16 protein-coding genes and 1 other annotated feature are annotated in these 14,871 nt (G+C 49.4%); of the genes, 4 read left to right on the top strand and 12 right to left on the bottom strand.

Going from position 1 to position 14,871, the window contains the following annotated elements; genetic code table 11:
* Window positions 1-306 precede the first annotated feature (306 nt).
* From btuD to AC3ISQ_RS09905, 12 genes are all read right to left on the bottom strand, one after another.
* Window positions 307-1,062 carry a vitamin B12 ABC transporter ATP-binding protein BtuD gene (btuD, locus tag AC3ISQ_RS09960; RefSeq protein WP_489352779.1) on the bottom strand — a complete coding sequence of 252 codons (756 nt, stop codon included), beginning with the start codon at window positions 1,060-1,062 and terminating at the stop codon, window positions 307-309.
* Between the two features lie 5 nt (window positions 1,063-1,067).
* Entirely contained in the window at window positions 1,068-1,616 is a 549-nt protein-coding gene (locus AC3ISQ_RS09955; RefSeq protein ID WP_489352778.1) for a glutathione peroxidase, read from the bottom strand.
* 31 nt (window positions 1,617-1,647) lie between these two features.
* Window positions 1,648-2,655, bottom strand: coding sequence for a vitamin B12 ABC transporter permease BtuC (btuC, locus tag AC3ISQ_RS09950; RefSeq protein ID WP_489352776.1), 1,008 nt, complete (start codon window positions 2,653-2,655; stop codon window positions 1,648-1,650).
* Window positions 2,656-2,828: 173 nt separating this feature from the next.
* Entirely contained in the window at window positions 2,829-3,125 is a 297-nt protein-coding gene (gene ihfA, locus AC3ISQ_RS09945) for an integration host factor subunit alpha (protein WP_489352774.1), read from the bottom strand.
* 4 nt (window positions 3,126-3,129) lie between these two features.
* Window positions 3,130-5,517 carry a phenylalanine--tRNA ligase subunit beta gene (gene pheT / locus AC3ISQ_RS09940; protein ID WP_489352772.1) on the bottom strand — a complete coding sequence of 796 codons (2,388 nt, stop codon included), beginning with the start codon at window positions 5,515-5,517 and terminating at the stop codon, window positions 3,130-3,132.
* Window positions 5,518-5,531: 14 nt separating this feature from the next.
* Complete coding sequence (gene pheS / locus AC3ISQ_RS09935) at window positions 5,532-6,515, bottom strand: phenylalanine--tRNA ligase subunit alpha (protein ID WP_489352770.1); 984 nt, start codon at window positions 6,513-6,515, stop codon at window positions 5,532-5,534.
* Between the two features lie 62 nt (window positions 6,516-6,577).
* Window positions 6,578-6,702 (bottom strand) — a sequence feature (Phe leader region).
* On the bottom strand, window positions 6,653-6,697 hold the full coding sequence (gene pheM / locus AC3ISQ_RS09930) for a pheST operon leader peptide PheM (protein WP_106120997.1): 45 nt from the start codon (window positions 6,695-6,697) through the stop codon (window positions 6,653-6,655). It overlaps the preceding feature by 45 nt.
* Before the next feature lie 112 nt (window positions 6,703-6,814).
* Window positions 6,815-7,171: a 50S ribosomal protein L20 gene (gene rplT, locus AC3ISQ_RS09925; RefSeq protein WP_004931417.1), complete on the bottom strand. Its 357-nt coding sequence runs from the start codon at window positions 7,169-7,171 to the stop codon at window positions 6,815-6,817.
* A gap of 44 nt (window positions 7,172-7,215) precedes the next feature.
* Entirely contained in the window at window positions 7,216-7,413 is a 198-nt protein-coding gene (gene rpmI, locus AC3ISQ_RS09920; protein WP_004931418.1) for a 50S ribosomal protein L35, read from the bottom strand.
* A gap of 98 nt (window positions 7,414-7,511) precedes the next feature.
* Window positions 7,512-8,063, bottom strand: a complete 552-nt coding sequence (gene infC / locus AC3ISQ_RS09915) for a translation initiation factor IF-3 (RefSeq protein ID WP_489353215.1) — start codon at window positions 8,061-8,063, stop codon at window positions 7,512-7,514.
* 3 nt (window positions 8,064-8,066) lie between these two features.
* Complete coding sequence (thrS, locus tag AC3ISQ_RS09910) at window positions 8,067-9,995, bottom strand: threonine--tRNA ligase (RefSeq protein ID WP_489352767.1); 1,929 nt, start codon at window positions 9,993-9,995, stop codon at window positions 8,067-8,069.
* 284 nt (window positions 9,996-10,279) lie between these two features.
* Window positions 10,280-10,942, bottom strand: a complete 663-nt coding sequence (locus tag AC3ISQ_RS09905; RefSeq protein ID WP_489352765.1) for a transglycosylase SLT domain-containing protein — start codon at window positions 10,940-10,942, stop codon at window positions 10,280-10,282.
* Between the two features lie 342 nt (window positions 10,943-11,284).
* Between AC3ISQ_RS09905 and AC3ISQ_RS09900 the strand changes: the two genes are divergently transcribed.
* Genes AC3ISQ_RS09900 through AC3ISQ_RS09885 form a run of 4 tightly spaced genes read left to right on the top strand, consistent with a single transcriptional unit; the run spans window position 11,285 to window position 14,824 of the window.
* Window positions 11,285-12,217 (top strand): metal ABC transporter substrate-binding protein, encoded by a 933-nt coding sequence (locus tag AC3ISQ_RS09900; protein ID WP_489352763.1) that lies wholly within the window; start codon window positions 11,285-11,287, stop codon window positions 12,215-12,217.
* Entirely contained in the window at window positions 12,214-13,101 is an 888-nt protein-coding gene (locus tag AC3ISQ_RS09895; RefSeq protein WP_489352761.1) for a manganese/iron ABC transporter ATP-binding protein, read from the top strand. The genes AC3ISQ_RS09900 and AC3ISQ_RS09895 overlap by 4 nt, the downstream gene beginning before the upstream one ends.
* The gene (gene yfeC, locus AC3ISQ_RS09890; RefSeq protein WP_489352759.1) at window positions 13,101-13,964 is read left to right on the top strand and encodes an iron/manganese ABC transporter permease subunit YfeC; all 864 of its coding nucleotides are present in this window, start codon (window positions 13,101-13,103) and stop codon (window positions 13,962-13,964) included. Before AC3ISQ_RS09895 ends, yfeC begins: the two co-directional genes overlap by 1 nt.
* On the top strand, window positions 13,964-14,824 hold the full coding sequence (locus tag AC3ISQ_RS09885; protein WP_489352757.1) for a metal ABC transporter permease: 861 nt from the start codon (window positions 13,964-13,966) through the stop codon (window positions 14,822-14,824). The genes yfeC and AC3ISQ_RS09885 overlap by 1 nt, the downstream gene beginning before the upstream one ends.
* Window positions 14,825-14,871: the final 47 nt, after the last annotated feature.

Below are 14,871 nucleotides of genomic sequence, written 5' to 3'. Positions count from 1 at the left end.
CGCTTGTTGAATTGTATCCGACAAATGATGCAACCAATGTACGACCCTAAACTTAACCAAACCTTAAGATGACAATAAAATACAATCCACCTTGGTAATATATTCATTAAATCAGTAGGTTAAGTCATAGTGAATTTCTGGAAATTTGATATTAAAATAATTAGTTACTCATTATTTTGAACTTATTTTCAATTATTCATCACAGTTTCATAAAAAAGTAATACCATGTATTAGAAATAATAATAAAAATAGCCACTGAATAATTAAGTGGCTATTTTTATTATGAGTTAGCAGATAGTCTATTTTTTATGCTGTCTTAGTCATAATCCAGCGTTGCTCACCCACCGCCTGCAAATGAAAATCAACATCATAAATTTGTGAAAGCAACTGTGGCTCCATCACTTTTTGGGTCGCACCTTGCGCGACTAATCGGCCACAATGCAACAACCAAACCCGATCGGCCTGCTGCAAGGTATGGTTGAGATCGTGAGCACAAACCAAGGCACTGCGCCCACTCTGACAAAACTCACGTAATAACCGATCCAACGCCACTTTTTGCGCCACATCCAAGCTATTGGTCGGTTCATCCAGTAACAACAACTGGCTATGTGGATTGACCGTTGGCCACACCTGCAACAACACCGCCGTCAGCCTGACTCGCTGCCACTCGCCACCGGAAAGTTCCGTTAACATACGTGGCAGTTTATCCATTAGTTTTAACCGCTGGCATAGGTACACAATGGTGTTTTCCAACTCTCGTTCATTCACTCCCATCGGTTGATGCAGCGATAGATATTGGAATACCGGCATCAATGCCACTGGCGGTTGCTGCTGACTCAGATAGGCTCGACGCGCAGCCAATTCAGCACCTGAATAGCTCGCCAGCAGTTGACCTGAGAGTTTAACCTCGCCCACCCCCGGTAAAATCCCCGCCAATCGCGCTAACAAGGTACTTTTACCCGCGCCGTTTGGGCCGATAAGATGCACTTGTAACCCGGCATCAACTTGAGCCGAAAGCGGGCTCAATCGCCCCGCTACACCTACCTGATCAAGTTGCAACATAGAAATTATTTCAGCGCCTGTTTGATGGCATTAACTATGATAGGGTCTTCCGGCGTCATGTCCGGTGAGAAACGTTGAATGATCGAGCCATCACGTCCGACTAAGAATTTTTCAAAGTTCCACAGAATATCACCGGCCTGTTTTGGCCCTTGATCCTTACTGATTCGGCGAGCCATAAATTCGCTGTCTTTTGGCGCTGTCGCCTGTGGTTTAGCGCTAATCAGAGCCTGATACAGAGGATGGCGATTAGCCCCGTTGACTTCGATTTTGCTGAACAGTGGGAATTGCACACCAAAGGTACCGCGGCAGAATGATTGAATCTCTTCATTGCTGCCCGGTTCTTGCCCCAAGAACTGATTGCATGGGAAACCTAACACTTCCAAGCCTTGAGACTTATAGGTTTCATACAGGTTTTCCAAACCTTCATACTGTTTAGTCAACCCGCATTCCGACGCCACGTTGACCACCAATAACACCTTGCCTTGGTAGTTCTCCAATGTGGTGGGTTTGTTTTCGATGGTTTGCACTGGGATGTTATAAATTACTGAAGTCATTATATTTATCCTTATGATTCGTCAGGTGAAACTATCTTAGGTTCTTTACTCTCGTCAGTAACCAGATAAACAGCGGTGCGCCCAGTGTTGCGGTGACGACGCCGATCGGTAATTCGGCCGCTAGCAAGGCGACACGAGCGATCACATCAGCCACCAGCAATACACCTGCCCCCGCTAGCGCACAACCCGGCAATAGATAACGTTGATTAGTTAAGCCACTTAAACGCAGCATATGCGGGATCACCAAGCCAACAAAGCCAATCACCCCAGCCAGCGCCACACTGACGCCCACTAACCAACCAATTGCCATCACCAGTAAATTGCGCCAAACATGTAGAGAAAGCCCGAGCTGACGCGCCTGTACTTCCCCCAACGTCATAAAGTTTAATGCTTTGCCTTGTAGGCATAGCCACAACAACACGGGCGATAACGCCAGAATCAACCACTTTTGTCGCCAATCGACGCCGCCGAAACCGCCCATCATCCAATACATCAACTGGCGTAGGTCCAAACTGGTACTGAAATACACCGCCCACGTCATAATAGCGGAGCAAACAATCCCTAACGCTACCCCCACCAACAGCAGGCGTGCATTGGTCAATCGCCGACGGCGGGCAAATGTCAGCAACAAAAAAGTCATCAATAATGCGCCGAGTATGGCGCTCAAACTCATCAACGCGACGGGTAACAAACCATGCCCGAGTAACACCGTCAGCACCAGCGCTACGCCAGCGCCATTAGCAACGCCAAGTAGTCCCGGCTCCGCCAGCGGGTTTTCAAATAACGCCTGCATCACCGCGCCCGCTACCGCCAAGCTGGCCCCTACCAACATCACTGCCAACGCGCGCGGCAAGCGCAGTTGCCAAACAAACAGTTGCGCAGAATCACTCAACCATTGCGAAGGCCAGATCCAGATATCACCTGCGCTCAGACTAAACACAAAGGCAACAGCGACGCCCAGCGTCAATAAAGTCAGATGACGTTTGTCACGATGACGCTGATTTTGCAGCAGTAAGGAGAAAGTCTGGCTGGTCGACATAAGCGCGATAATTTCCTGCAGCCATTGATGGCGGAATAGTTGGCGTCTGGTGTTAGATATTAGGAGGTTAGCGCTCGAAGGGAAAGCTTTTGTGTCGCAGATGCGGGGAAAATGGTCATTTGGCACTGATAAAGAAAAAGGCTACCGAAGTAGCCTTTTTTGTTTCACGCAACCTACTCTTTCGGGGTGGCGTTCTCAACCCGACTTTTCAATTTCTGACCTGGACGGAAAGTCACCACCCGACGCGCCGAAATCGGAATGTCTTCGCCGGTTTTCGGATTACGACCCGGCCGTTGGTTCTTGTCACGTAGATCAAAGTTGCCAAAACCTGACAGTTTTACCTGCTCACCGTTCTCTAAGGCCCTACGGACCTCTTCAAAGAACAGCTCTACCAGATCTTTAGCGTCCCGTTTGCTAAGCCCAAGCTTCTCAAACAGGTGTTCTGACATTTCAGCTTTAGTAAGCGCCATAGGTTCAATCCCTCAAGGATGCTTGGAATCGCTGTTTTAGCGCCTCTACACATTTTGCAACGGTAGCGGCGATCTCCTCTTCTTCCAGTGTACGAGCGGTATCCTGCAATACCAGACTGATAGCTAGACTCTTATAACCATCAGCTACGCCCTTGCCACGGTACACGTCAAACAAGTTTACGCCAACTACCTGATTTACGCCAACTTTCTTACACTCTGCCAAAATATCTTCTGCGGGCACGTTTTCAGCCACCACAACAGCGATATCTCGACGGTTTGCAGGGAAGCGTGAAACCTCGCGCGCCTGAGGTACAGCGCGGCTTGCAAGCGCGTTCCACTCCAGTTCAAACACCACAGTGCGACCGTTAAGATCCAGTTTACGCTCAAGTTCTGGGTGAACCACACCGATGAAACCAACGCGTTTACCTTGCAAATAAATTGCCGCGCTTTGCCCTGGATGTAACGCCGGATTGGCTTCTGTTTTGAACTGAATTTCGGATAATTTACCGGTCAACTCCAGAACAGACTCCAGATCCCCTTTTAAATCATAGAAGTCGACTGGCTTTCTTGCCAGATCCCAGTGTTCATCAAAGGTATGACCCGAAATAACACCGGCTAGCATGACATCCTGACGGATACCCAGATCTGCCGCACTATCAGGCACAAAGCGCAGGCCGCTTTCGAATAAACGCACGCGCCCTTGCTGGCGATTTTGGTTATAAACCACCGCCGACAGCAAGCCAGTCCACAGCGACAGACGCATTGCGGACATCTCAACCGAGATTGGGCTAGGCAAGATCAGCGCCTCTTCACCCGGGTGCAACAGCGCTTGAACCTTAGGATCAACAAAGCTATAGGTGATGGCTTCTTGGAAGCCGTGATCGACCAACAAGGTTTTCACACGCTTCAGTGACAAATCGGCTTCGCGATGTTGAGTCATCTCCAGATTGGCACGAACTGGCACATCAGGAATATTGTTGTAGCCGTAAACGCGTGCGACTTCTTCCACTAAGTCTTCTTCGATTTCCATATCGAAACGCCAGCTCGGCGCGACTGCCAACCAGTTATCGCCCTGTTCAGTCACTTGGCAACCCAAACGACGCAGAATGTCGGTCACTTGCTCACTGGGCACGACGTGACCGATCAGACGATCCAACTTCTCGCGACGCAAAGTGATGGTGGCGCGTTTTGGCAATTCGTTTTCGTTAGTGACGTCGATAACCGGGCCAGCTTGGCCGCCACAGATGTCAGTCAGCAAGCGGGTCGCACGTTCCATGGCTTTATATTGCAATGCCGGATCGACACCGCGCTCATAACGGTGAGAAGCATCGGTGTGTAAACCTTGACGGCGAGCACGGCCAGTGATTGACAGTGGGCTGAAGAAAGCACATTCCAGCAGCACGTCTTGCGTTTCTTCGTTCACACCAGAGTGTTCGCCACCGAAGATACCGCCCATCGCCAACGCTTTTTGGTGATCGGCAATCACTAAGGTATCAGCACTCAGTTTTGCTTCGTTACCGTCCAGCAGCGTCAGGGTTTCACCTTCGCTCGCCATACGAACCACGATGCCACCTTCAATGCGGTTCAGATCGAACGCATGCATCGGCTGACCGAGTTCCAGCAGGACATAGTTGGTCACGTCAACCACGGCGTCGATAGAACGAATACCGCAACGACGCAGTTTTTCTTTCATCCACAATGGCGATGGTGCTTTAACGTTGATGCCCTTCACTACGCGCCCCAGATAACGTGGGCACGCCTGCGGCGCATCGACACGAATTGGCAGCGTGTCCGTGATAGTCGCAGCAACCGGGCTCATATCCGGCTCAGTGAGCGGCAATTGGTTCAATACCGCGACGTCACGCGCCACACCGATAATGCCCAAGCAGTCGGCACGGTTCGGCGTTACGCTGATTTCGATGGTGTTATCATTTAGCTTAAGGAATTCGCGAATATCGGTGCCGATTGGCGCGTCTTCTGGCAGTTCGATGATGCCATCATGATCGTCAGAAATACCCAGCTCGGAGAACGAGCACAGCATCCCTTCTGACGGTTCGCCACGCAGTTTGGCGGCTTTGATTTTGAAATCGCCCGGTAGTACCGCACCCACGGTCGCCACTGCAACTTTCAGACCAGTGCGGCAGTTTGGTGCACCACACACGATATCCAGCAGGCGATCGCCGCCCACGTTTACTTTTGTTACACGCAGTTTGTCTGCGTTCGGGTGCTGACCGCACTCGACCACATGCCCAACCACCACGCCGTTGAAAGCACCCGCCACAGCATCTACGCCGTCGACTTCCAGGCCAGCCATGGTGATTTGCTCGGATAATGCTTCGCTACTGATGGCCGGGTTTACCCACTCGCGCAACCAGAGTTCACTGAATTTCATGAGATATTCCCGCCTTACTTAAACTGTTTGAGGAAACGCAGATCGTTTTCGAAGAACGCACGCAGATCAGTGACGCCGTAACGTAACATCGTCAAGCGCTCCATACCCATGCCGAATGCAAAGCCTGAGTAAACTTCCGGATCGATACCCACATTGCGCAGTACGTTCGGGTGCACCATGCCGCAACCCAGCACTTCCAACCACTTACCGTTCTTACCCATTACGTCAACTTCCGCAGAAGGTTCGGTGAACGGGAAGTAGGAAGGACGGAAACGAACCTGCAAATCTTCTTCAAAGAAGTTGTTCAGAAAATCATGCAACGTGCCTTTCAGGTTGGTGAAGCTAATGTCTTTATCGACAATCAACCCTTCCATCTGATGGAACATTGGAGTGTGCGTCTGATCGTAATCGTTACGATAGACACGACCTGGCGCAATAATACGGATTGGCGGTTGCTGGTTCTTCATGGTGCGGATCTGCACACCAGAAGTTTGAGTACGTAGCAGACGCTTAGCGTCGAACCAGAAAGTATCGTGATCAGCACGGGCTGGGTGATGCCCAGGGATATTCAGTGCGTCGAAGTTATGGTAGTCATCTTCGATTTCCGGGCCGGTCGCCACGGAAAAACCGAGCTCACCGAAGAAGGTTTCGATACGATCGATGGTACGAGTGACCGGATGCAAGCCACCGTTTTCCAAGCGACGACCTGGCAAGGAAACGTCGATGGTTTCTGCCGCCAAACGAGCATTGAGCGCCGCAGACTCCAAGGCATCTTTACGCCCGTTTAGGGCTTCTTGTACTTGTTGTTTTGCCTGGTTGATCACCGCACCGGCTGCCGGGCGATCTTCCGCCGGCACGTCACGCAGCGATTGCATCTGCAAGGTGAAATGACCTTTTTTGCCTAAATATTCGACGCGTACCAAATCTAACGCGGCAACATCCTGGGCATCTTCGATGGCGGCCTTGGCATTGGCAACCAGTTCTGCGAGATGTGGCATTGCTTTCCTCTTCTTCTGACCGATATGGCCTAAGTAATGACTGATGATTTTGAGCTTAAAAAAACAAAAAAGCCTCCACAGAGGGAGGCTTAGGCGCTACTTTTCGTTTCTTTTCTTACGCGCAAAGCCTCCTGAAATCAGGCGCTAAAGTAAAAAAAGAAACGGAAAATAGCAGCATTCATGCTTGCATTACCTTGTTGAGTGATTATTAGCCAGTGATAACGATTCAGTTAATCAAAGTCAATATTTATATAACAGAAACAAAGATAAAGAGGGAGCAAGCTCCCTCTTCAACTGGCTTATGCCAGTGCTGCTTTCGCTTTTTCAACCAGCGCGCCGAAGGCCACTTTGTCGAATACTGCGATGTCAGCCAAGATCTTACGGTCAATTTCAATAGAAGCTTTTTTCAAGCCGTTGATGAACTTGCTGTAAGACAAACCGTTCTGACGAGCTGCTGCGTTGATACGCGCAATCCACAGTTGACGGAACTGACGCTTACGTTGACGACGGTCACGGTAAGCATACTGACCAGCTTTGATTACTGCCTGGAAGGCAACACGATAAACGCGCGAACGGGCACCGTAGTAGCCTTTCGCTTGTTTCATGATTTTCTTGTGACGTGCGCGTGCGATTACACCACGTTTTACGCGAGCCATATGCTCTCTCCTAAAGTCTTATTCTAGATTCAAAAAAATACGGCTTATGCGTACGGCAGGCACGCAGTAACCAGGACCAGATCGTTTTTAGACACCATGCCTTTCGGACGCAGGTGACGTTTACGCTTGGTTGCTTTTTTGGTCAGAATATGACGCAGGTTAGCATGTTTACGCTTAAAACCACCGCTGCCGGTTTTTTTGAAGCGCTTGGCTGCACCACGTACAGTTTTAATTTTTGGCATTTTAATTAAATCCACTTCGCATTGTTAAACAACGAATCAGTGAGGCGAATAAAACCCACACAACGCAAGCGCTGCGCGGGTTCGATTACTTGGAAGCCTTACTGTTTCTTCTTAGGTGCGAGCACCATGATCATCTGACGACCTTCGATCTTCGTAGGGAAGGATTCGACAACGGCCAAATCAGAATCTTCACACAGATCTTTACGGACGCGGTTAAGCACTTCCATACCGATCTGCTGGTGCGCCATCTCACGCCCACGGAACCGCAGGGTGATTTTGGCTTTATCGCCATCTTCCAGAAAGCGAATCAGGTTGCGTAGTTTGACCTGATAGTCGCCATCATCGGTACCAGGACGGAATTTGATTTCCTTGACCTGAATAACTTTTTGCTTCTTCTTCTGTTCTTTAGTCGATTTGCTCTTCTCGTAGAGGAATTTGCCGTAATCCATGATTCGGCAAACTGGCGGTTCGGCGTTAGGACTAATTTCGACTAAATCGACCCCAGCTTCCACAGCTTTCTCAAGAGCTTCATTCAGACTGACAATACCAATAGGTTCGCCATCTAGACCTGTCAAGCGAACCTCTTGAGCGCGAATCTCTGCGTTGATGCGATTAGGACGCGCCGGTTGAACTCGTTTTCCGCCTTTAATACTTTATTCCTCCAGTTGATGAAGACTGCGGCTACGAATTTCTTCGCGCAGCTTGTCTACGACTTCTTGTACGTCCAGACTCCCCAAGTCTTTGCCACGGCGGGTACGAACGGCGACTTTGCCTGCTTCGACCTCTTTATCACCGCACACCAACATGTATGGGACTCGACGTAAAGTATGTTCGCGAATTTTAAAGCCAATCTTCTCATTTCTCAAGTCTGCTTTGACGCGAATACCCGCTTCTTGCAGCTTTTTGGTCAATTGCTCAACGTAATCAGATTGGCTATCGGTGATATTCATCACCACCACCTGCACTGGGGCGATCCAAGTCGGGTAGAACCCGGCGTATTCTTCGGTAAGAATACCGATGAAACGTTCCATGGAGCCTAAAATAGCGCGGTGAATCATTACCGGTACCACGCGATCGTTGTTTTCGCCAACATACGATGCGCCTAAACGACCCGGTAAGAAGAAATCGAGCTGCACGGTACCACATTGCCATGCGCGATCCAAACAATCATGCAGGGTAAATTCAATTTTTGGTCCGTAGAAGGCGCCCTCACCCGGCTGATATTCAAACGGAATCCCGTTTTCAGTCAGCGCAGCGGCCAGATCGTCTTCAGCACGAGTCCACATATCATCAGTACCAATGCGCTTTTCAGGACGGGTGGAAAGTTTCACCGCAATCTTTTCAAAACCAAAGGTGCCGTACATATCGTAGACCATTTTGATGCAGTCGTTTACTTCAGCACGCACTTGCTCTTCAGTACAGAAGATATGGGCGTCATCCTGAGTAAAACCACGTACACGCATCAGGCCATGCAGTGAACCCGATGGTTCATTGCGGTGACAACTGCCGAACTCGCCCATACGCAGCGGCAAGTCACGGTAAGATTTCAAACCTTGGTTGAAGATCTGCACATGACCCGGGCAGTTCATCGGCTTGATGCAATACTCGCGGTTTTCCGACGAGGTAGTGAACATAGCATCTTTATAGTTTTCCCAGTGCCCGGTTTTTTCCCACAGCACACGGTCCATCATAAATGGCCCTTTCACTTCCTGATATTGGTACTCTTTGAGCTTCACACGCACAAAGGCTTCCAGTTCACGGAAAATAGTCCAACCGTCGTTATGCCAGAACACCATACCTGGTGCTTCTTCTTGCATATGGTACAGATCAAGCTGTTTGCCGATCTTACGGTGGTCACGTTTGGCGGCTTCTTCCAGACGTTGCAGGTAAGCGTTCAGCTGCTTCTTATCTGCCCAAGCGGTACCATAGACACGCTGGAGCATTTTGTTTTTGCTGTCGCCACGCCAATAAGCGCCGGAAGTTTTCTGTAATTTGAAATGATGACAGAAACGCATGTTCGGTACGTGCGGTCCACGGCACATGTCGACGTATTCTTCATGATGATACAGGCCGGGCTGGTCGTCACGGCCGATGTTCTCATCCAAAATCGCCATTTTGTAGTTTTCACCACGGGCAGCAAAGGTGTCACGAGCTTCTTGCCAGCTCACCTTTTTCTTAATGACGTCGTAATCCTTGTCGGCCAACTCGTGCATCCGCTTTTCCAGCAGATCCAAGTCTTCCTGCGTCAAGGTGTGGTCGAGGTCAACGTCATAATAAAAACCGTTGTCGATCACCGGACCGATCGCCATTTTGGTGTCTGGCCACAGTTGTTTGATGGCATGACCCAACAGGTGAGCACAGGAGTGGCGCAGGATTTCCACACCATCTTCATCTTTGGCAGTGATGATTGCCAATTGTGCATCGATTTCTATCAGATCGCTGGCATCAACCAGTTCACCGTTCACACGGCCAGCAATACAGGCTTTGGCAAGGCCAGGGCCGATATCGAGAGCAACATCCATTGGGGAAACGGCACGGTCATAATGACGCTGACTTCCGTCAGGAAGAGTAATAACAGGCATTAATAATTCCTTATCTACAGTGGTGACCCACACGACAGATCACATGCAGTACGAAAATTGAGTTTAAGTTGAGTCAGCTACGTGTCAGATCTCGCCCACAATTGCCAGATTGAAACGCAACTATTTTGCCTCTTAAGGCAAGTGCCGGATAATAACACCGATTGAAAGGGGGATAAATAAAGCACAGCGTATATAAGGAATAAAAGCCATTTCTGTTAAAAAATAGCGAGTAACTGTCACCCTATACGAAAAACCGGCCGTAAACGCGACCGGCTGAAATTGATTTAATCCGCCATCTTTTGATAAGCGGTAGTGACTTTCCATAAGTAACGTGGTGCTTGCGGTGCCGGATGTTTCTTTTGGATATGCTGATAAAACTCATCCGGGCTCAGTTGGTTAATACGATTCACCGCCACACGTTTATCCGATGAGAAAGTCCGCAGCATCGCGCCCGCACCATTTACATAGGAAACGATAGTGGCGTATTGCAAGGTTTTGGGGTTAGTGATCCCGGCTAGCTGCTGGCTTTGAAGAATATTGATATAGGCCGTCCCCAGATCAATATTAACCGCCGGATCTTTCAACTCACGCGAGCTAGGTTGCCCACTTCTTCCCTTCATTCGATAGGCATCACGCCCGGCGGTAGAGGCTTTGAGTTGCATTAACCCCACCGCGTTTGAGGTGCTCACGACATTCGGATTAAAGCCAGATTCCACCTGAATAATCGCCTTAATCAGCTTTTCATCTACACCATAGTTGTTAGCTGCCTGTCGAATATAATCGTTATAAGCAACGGGTGTCCCAGTACGGTTGACAGGTAATGGTTTCGGGGGTTGTAACCAACCGCCACTTGATGCCCCATTGTTAATATTGCTCGTCGTCTTTGGTTCATCAGCACACCCTGCCAGAACCATAATCGCCATCAGGCAACCAATTTTTGTTTTCACAGAATCCCTCATCCTTCTTTATGAGTTGCGTAGCATAGTCAACTTGTCAGGACACCTGCATCACTTTTTACTTATTACTGGCTATCCATATATCAAGTGATGATTTATCCGTCAATCCGCGACCCGTTGTTTTATATGATCCACCTCATCTCCGCTGTAGGAAAAGGCTGGAATAACGCAGCTATTGCATAAAATCGTTACAGTTCTGGGCATAAATGCTATAACTCACAGAGTGGTATTAATTTGTTAACAGAGAAACAACATGCCACCGGCTTTGGTGACACTTGACTTTGCTTCAATTGATATTGATAATCATTTTCATTTGAATCAGGAGATGTCGCCATGTTAATGAAACTTCAAGTGTTTCCCCCTTCCCAGTCCCTATTCTCCTTGATACGCCCCATTGCTCTACTCTGTTTGCTAGCCGTTGGACATAACGCCTTGGCTGAAGAGGGAAAAAAGCTGCGTGTGGTGACCACCTTTACCATCATTCAAGATATTGCGCAGAACGTAGCGGGTGATGCGGCAATCGTGGAGTCGATCACCAAGCCGGGAGCAGAGATCCACGATTATCAGCCCACGCCGCGCGATATCGTCAAAGCGCAACATGCCGATTTAATTTTGTGGAATGGTATGAATCTGGAACGTTGGTTCCAACGTTTCTTTGAAAATATCAAACAGGTGCCCGCTGCCGTTGTGACCGAAGGCATTACTCCACTGCCAATCCACGAAGGTCCTTATAACGGCAACCCGAATCCCCACGCTTGGATGTCCTCCAGCAATGCCTTGGTATACATCGAAAATATTCGCAAAGCCTTGGTAGAACATGACCCCGCCCACACAGAAATTTATAACCGCAACGCTAAAGCCTACGCAGAAAAAATCACTGCGCTTGATGCCCCATTACGCGAGCGGTTAGCCAAAATACCTGCAGCCCAGCGTTGGTTAGTCACCAGTGAAGGGGCGTTCAGCTATTTAGCGAAAGACTACCAACTGAAAGAGGTTTATTTGTGGCCGATTAATGCCGATGAACAAGGTTCACCGCAGCAAGTTCGCCGCGTGATCGATACCGTTCGAGCCAACAAAATCCCGGTGGTATTCAGTGAAAGCACCATTTCCGATAAGCCTGCTAAACAGGTCGCGAAAGAAACCGGCGCAAAATACGGTGGTGTACTGTATGTCGACTCACTGTCTACACAAGATGGCCCGGTGCCAACCTATATCGATCTGCTGAATGTTACCGTGCAAACCATCGCTAAAGGATTCGATCAATGAGTACAGAGGCTTTTATCCGCCCTGAATTGAGCGTGGATGACGTCACTGTCACCTACAATAACGGTCATACCGCGATTTACGATGCCAGTTTTACTCTCGATGGGGGTTCAATCTGTGCATTGGTCGGCATCAACGGCAGCGGTAAGTCCACGTTATTCAAAAGCATTATGGGCTTGGTTCGCCCTACTCACGGTCAAGTTCTGTTAAGCGGAAAACCGGTGAATCAGGCACTGAAGAAAAACCTGATCGCCTATGTGCCGCAAACCGAAGATGTTGATTGGAATTTCCCGGTATTAGTCGAAGACGTCGTGATGATGGGACGCTACGGCAAAATGAATTTTTTGCGCATCCCATCGAAAGAAGATCGTCTGCGAGTCGACAAAGCCTTGGAGCGCGTCGGTTTAAGCGAATTGCGCCATCGCCAGATTGGTGAGCTTTCTGGTGGACAGAAAAAACGCGTGTTCTTGGCGCGAGCGCTGGCGCAACAAGGCACTGTGTTATTACTGGATGAACCTTTTACCGGTGTCGATGTAAAAACCGAAAACGCCATTATCGATTTGCTCCGGGCGCTGCGTGATGAAGGCCATCTGATATTAGTTTCCACCCACAACTTAGGTAGTGTGCCGGAGTTTTGCGATCGCGTAATCCTGATTAACCGCACCGTGCTCGCCGCAGGGCCAACCGAAACCACCTTTACTCAGCATAATCTGGAAAAGGCTTTTGGCGGCGTCTTGCGACATATCAACTTGTCGGGATCAGACTTACACGACGATAACGATCCGCGCACCGTCACCGTATTGACCGACGACGAACGCCCCGCGGTATTCTATGGTCACACCAAGAGTGATCCGCCAGCACAGAGCCAGCCGAAGGAGAAATCTTGATGTTGGAACTGTTGCTACAACCGTTTAATTACAACTATATGGTCAAGGCAATTTGGGTGAGTGCCATCGTCGGCGCGGCCTGTGCGTTTCTTTCCGCCTATTTGATGCTGAAAGGTTGGTCGCTAATGGGGGATGCGTTATCGCATTCGGTAGTGCCCGGCGTGGCAGGTGCCTATGCGCTCGGGCTACCTTACGCTGCGGGTGCGTTTTTCACTGGGATGTTAGCAGCGCTGGCGATGACGCTGGTACGCCATGTGACTCGGCTGCGCGAAGATGCCATTATCGGTTTTATTTTCTCCACCTTTTTTGCCGTCGGTTTGCTAATTATTTCGCTCAACCCGACCTCGGTAAATGTGCAGTCGATCATTTTCGGTAATATCCTCGGTATCGCCGATGAAGACGTGTTGCAGGTGGAAATCATTATCGGCGTTTCTCTGCTGATATTGTGTCTGGTATGGAAAGATCTATTAGCGGTGTTTTTCGACGAAAGCCACGCGCTATCCATTGGTCTATCGCCACTGAAATTAAAGATTCTCTTTTTTACCCTGCTTAGCGCCTGCACCGTGGCGGCACTGCAAACCGTCGGCGCCATTCTCGTGATTGCGATGGTAATTACACCGGGAGCGACGGCTTATCTGCTAACCGACCGCTTTGGTCGTCTACTGATCATCGCTATCGTCATCGGCGCACTCACCAGTGGTATCGGCGCTTACCTAAGTTTCTTCCTCGACGGCGCGACCGGCGGTGTGATTGTGACGCTGCAAACGCTGGTATTCCTATTGGCGTTTGTGTTCGCTCCCAAGCACGGCTTGTTGGCGGCTAAACGACGTATCGCACGTGGCGAACCAACGGGAGGCCGATAATGGAAACACTTTATCAATTAATTAGCGAACCTTTCGCCTATCCGTTTATGCAGCGGGCGATTATGGCCGCCATCATCACTGGTGTTGTCTGCGCGGTGCTATCTTGTTATTTGGTGTTGAAAGGTTGGTCGCTGATGGGTGATGCTATCTCCCACGCGGTATTGCCCGGCATCGTACTGGCGTTTGTCACCGGTATCCCGCTGGCTATTGGCGCTTTCCTTTCAGGCATTTTTTGCGCAGTCGCGACTGGTTATTTGAAAGAAAACAGTCGGGTGAAAGAAGATACCGTGATGGGCATTGTGTTTTCCGGCATGTTTGCCTTTGGATTGGTGCTATTTGCTCGTATTGATACCGACCAGCATCTCAGCCATATCCTGTTCGGTAATATGCTGGGGATCACCGATGCGGAATTAAAGCAGACGCTGCTAATCGCCGGTATTACTCTGCTGATTGTATTGTTTAAGCGTAAAGATTTTATGCTGTATTGTTTTGATCCCAACCACGCGCGGGTGATCGGTTTGCCGGTAAAACTGCTGCACTACGGATTACTGTGTTTACTGGCAATGACTATCGTCGCCTCATTGCAGGCGGTGGGCGTGATTCTGGTGATCGCCATGTTGATCGCCCCCGGCATTATCGCCTTCATGCTTTGCCGCAGTTTTGATCGCATGCTACTGATAGCCACCCTCGTTTCGGTCTTCTCTTGCGTGGTAGGTACGCTGATTAGCTTCCATATCGATGGCGCGACCGGCCCTTGCATCGTCATCGTACAGGCCATTCTGTTTGTCTTTGCCTTGTTTTACAGCCACTTCAAACCGTTACAGCGTCACGATAACAACCTATTAAGCAACAAATCCTGAGCTATCACCGCTGGAAACCCGGCGGTGATATTTCCCCAATCAAATTC

This window comes from Serratia sp. KH_031 (assembly GCF_057839655.1).
Note: the sequence above shows the minus strand (reverse complement) of the source record. Positions and strands in the feature narration are given on the sequence as shown.

Coding starts and splice junctions, on each gene's coding strand:
- yfeC (WP_489352759.1), top strand. CDS start 13,101: ATGTTGGAACTGTTGCTACAACCGTTTAATTACAACTATATGGTCAAG.
- rpmI (WP_004931418.1), bottom strand. CDS start 7,413: ATGCCAAAAATTAAAACTGTACGTGGTGCAGCCAAGCGCTTCAAAAAA.
- AC3ISQ_RS09955 (WP_489352778.1), bottom strand. CDS start 1,616: ATGACTTCAGTAATTTATAACATCCCAGTGCAAACCATCGAAAACAAA.
- AC3ISQ_RS09900 (WP_489352763.1), top strand. CDS start 11,285: ATGTTAATGAAACTTCAAGTGTTTCCCCCTTCCCAGTCCCTATTCTCC.
- ihfA (WP_489352774.1), bottom strand. CDS start 3,125: ATGGCGCTTACTAAAGCTGAAATGTCAGAACACCTGTTTGAGAAGCTT.
- btuC (WP_489352776.1), bottom strand. CDS start 2,655: ATGTCGACCAGCCAGACTTTCTCCTTACTGCTGCAAAATCAGCGTCAT.
- AC3ISQ_RS09885 (WP_489352757.1), top strand. CDS start 13,964: ATGGAAACACTTTATCAATTAATTAGCGAACCTTTCGCCTATCCGTTT.
- thrS (WP_489352767.1), bottom strand. CDS start 9,995: ATGCCTGTTATTACTCTTCCTGACGGAAGTCAGCGTCATTATGACCGT.
- pheT (WP_489352772.1), bottom strand. CDS start 5,517: ATGAAATTCAGTGAACTCTGGTTGCGCGAGTGGGTAAACCCGGCCATC.
- rplT (WP_004931417.1), bottom strand. CDS start 7,171: ATGGCTCGCGTAAAACGTGGTGTAATCGCACGCGCACGTCACAAGAAA.
- btuD (WP_489352779.1), bottom strand. CDS start 1,062: ATGTTGCAACTTGATCAGGTAGGTGTAGCGGGGCGATTGAGCCCGCTT.
- AC3ISQ_RS09895 (WP_489352761.1), top strand. CDS start 12,214: ATGAGTACAGAGGCTTTTATCCGCCCTGAATTGAGCGTGGATGACGTC.
- pheS (WP_489352770.1), bottom strand. CDS start 6,515: ATGCCACATCTCGCAGAACTGGTTGCCAATGCCAAGGCCGCCATCGAA.